Origin of the sequence: Maritimibacter harenae, from assembly GCF_009882975.1 — a bacterium.
Classification (GTDB): domain Bacteria; phylum Pseudomonadota; class Alphaproteobacteria; order Rhodobacterales; family Rhodobacteraceae; genus Maritimibacter; species Maritimibacter harenae.
On the sequence record NZ_WTUX01000014.1, the window covers coordinates 23,014 to 25,399 of the forward strand.

The following is a 2,386-nucleotide window of genomic DNA, read 5'->3' on the forward strand; positions in this document are numbered from 1 at the left end:
CTTCATCGGTAATTCCTCCTTTAGCAATTCAAACATCATATCATGAATCGGGCCGGATCGCTGATCCCTTGGGGAACCACCACTGTTCTGCAATCGCATGCTTGGTCATGGCTGGGAGGCGTTGGGAGACGAACTCAAATGAGCCTAATGAATGTGCGTTCGTCCGCGGGTGCCCCGTCTCTTCTGAAGCCAAATCTCTCAGACAAGACCTCTATGAACACTGCAAAATGCTCCTTACGGACAACGACGATCGGCGGCGGCAGGTCTAGGAACGCCGATGCCGAAGGGGCATTTCATCCCCGGCCGCGCCCGTCAAACCCTGCGGTGCGAAGTGTCGTTCCGCGTTCGCACCGATTCCTTCGCAGACGCGGCAAGCCTTTGTCACCGAGAAGAAACTTTGTCTTCGGAAAAAACGGCGGCAGGCTTGCCCTACGTAAGCCTGCCCTCGCCCGGAGTTCTGTCATGCCCGACACGGAAACCCGCGTTATCGAGATCGTCGCCCAGACCCTCTCGAAAGCCAACGCCAACCTCAGCGCCACCACACACTTCGTAAACGACCTCGGTGTCGACAGCCTCGAGGCGATCGAAGTGTGGATGGCCATCGAAGACGCCTTCTTCGTGGAATTGCCGGACGAAGTCATCGAACGGCTTTCCACCCTCGGCGACGTGGTGGCCTTTCTTCGGCGGACCCCGGCGGTGGCCTGAAGCTCCCCACAGCCTGAACGGGACGGTCCGCCACCGGCCGGCAAAGCGGAAAGTCGTTACACTCTCCGCCTTGGGTCATACTGGTCGCAGCCGAAACCCGATTCACACCTCTTTGCCGCTATGCCGCCGGGAGCGCGATGGCTCGGGCGGCGGCGCCGTCGCGCGCGCCATAATGGCCCAGCACGAGGGCGGCTCTTTCTGCTCCGCGCTGACCGGCGTCGGCGACAGGCAGGCCCTGCGCCAATCCCGACAGGAAACCACTGGCATACGCATCGCCAGCGCCGGTCGTATCGAGCACGCGCGAAACGGGCGCCGCCTCGACATGGTGCCGCCCCTTTGGATCGGCGACCCACGACCCCTCTTCGTGCTCGGTCACCGCTGCGACCGAAACTCGGGCCATCGCCCAGTCGATCGCCGCTTGGGTACCTTTGCAATCCGCGAGCGCACCAACTTCATCGTGGTTTCCGACCAGGATATCGACATGGTTCGAGACCGTGTCGCGCATCGAGTCAAGATTGCGCTCTACGCAGCCGGCGTCCGACGGGGTCAGTGCCACCAGCGCGTCGGCGGCTTTGGCCACGCGCGCCAGCGTTTCGATCACTTCCGCACCATGCGGTGCGTCCCAGATATATCCCTCGATGAAGAGCAGATCGAACTGCTCGGGCAGGGCTTTGCGCGCCTCGTCGGGCGTGAGGGTCGTCGCTGCTCCGAGATAGGTACTCATTGTCCGCTCACCATCCGGCGTGACCAGGACCACGCACCGTCCGGTTCCATGGTCATCATCCTGCGCGACAGCCAAGGGCGCCGCGATATCCATGCCCTCCATCTCACGACGAAAGGCGGCGCCGAGATCGTCATCGGCGATCTTGCCGATATAGGTCCCGCGGACAGGTTCCTCGTTCAGATGCGCGATGGAATTCGCCACCGATCCGCCCGACTGGCGAACACCGGGGCCGACCTCGTCGAAGAGGGCTCGCGCGGCTTGGGCGTCAACGAGATGCATGCCGCCCGGGGTGAGGCCATGACGGGCGACGACATCGGGCTGCACCGCTGCGACGACGTCGACCAGCGCATTGCCGAGGCCGACGATATGCGGGGTTCGTTCGGTCATGGTTCGCTCCTCAGTACCGATAGTGTTCGGGCTTGAACGGGCCCTCGGGCTTGACGCCGATGTAGCTGGCCTGTTCCGGCTTCAGCTCGGTCAGTTTCACGCCGATGCGCTCCAGGTGCAGGCGCGCGACTTTCTCGTCGAGGTGCTTGGGCAGGATGTAGACCTCGTTCTTGTATTCGTCGCCCTTCGTCCAGAGCTCGACCTGGGCGAGCACCTGGTTGGTGAAGCTCGCGGACATCACGAAGGACGGGTGGCCGGTGGCGTTGCCGAGGTTCAGAAGGCGACCTTCGGACAGAAGGATGATGCGGTTGCCCGAGGGCATCTCGATCATGTCCACCTGGTCCTTGATGTTGGTCCACTTGTGGTTCTTGAGGCTCGCCACCTGGATCTCGTTGTCGAAGTGGCCGATGTTGCCGACGATAGCCATGTCCTTCATCGCGCGCATGTGCTCGATGCGGATGATGTCCTTGTTGCCGGTGGTGGTGATGAAGATGTCCGCGGAATCGACCACGTCCTCGAGCGTCACGACCTCGAACCCGTCCATCGCGGCCTGGAGCGCGCAGATCGGGT

3 protein-coding genes are annotated in these 2,386 nt (G+C 62.5%); 1 reads left to right on the plus strand and 2 read right to left on the minus strand.

The features are described 5' to 3' along the window. Positions 1-462: 462 nt before the first annotated feature. Positions 463-705, plus strand: a complete 243-nt coding sequence (locus tag GQE99_RS11990) for a phosphopantetheine-binding protein (protein WP_161351873.1) — start codon at positions 463-465, stop codon at positions 703-705. A gap of 118 nt (positions 706-823) precedes the next feature. On the opposite strand, the gene GQE99_RS11995 is transcribed toward GQE99_RS11990, so the two are convergent. Both GQE99_RS11995 and GQE99_RS21570 read right to left on the minus strand, forming a co-directional pair. Then, positions 824-1,816 (minus strand): adenosine kinase, encoded by a 993-nt coding sequence (locus GQE99_RS11995; protein WP_161351874.1) that lies wholly within the window; start codon positions 1,814-1,816, stop codon positions 824-826. A gap of 10 nt (positions 1,817-1,826) precedes the next feature. Next, a partial coding sequence (locus GQE99_RS21570) for an adenosylhomocysteinase (RefSeq protein WP_235917213.1) occupies positions 1,827-2,386 on the minus strand: 560 nt, incomplete at its 5' end.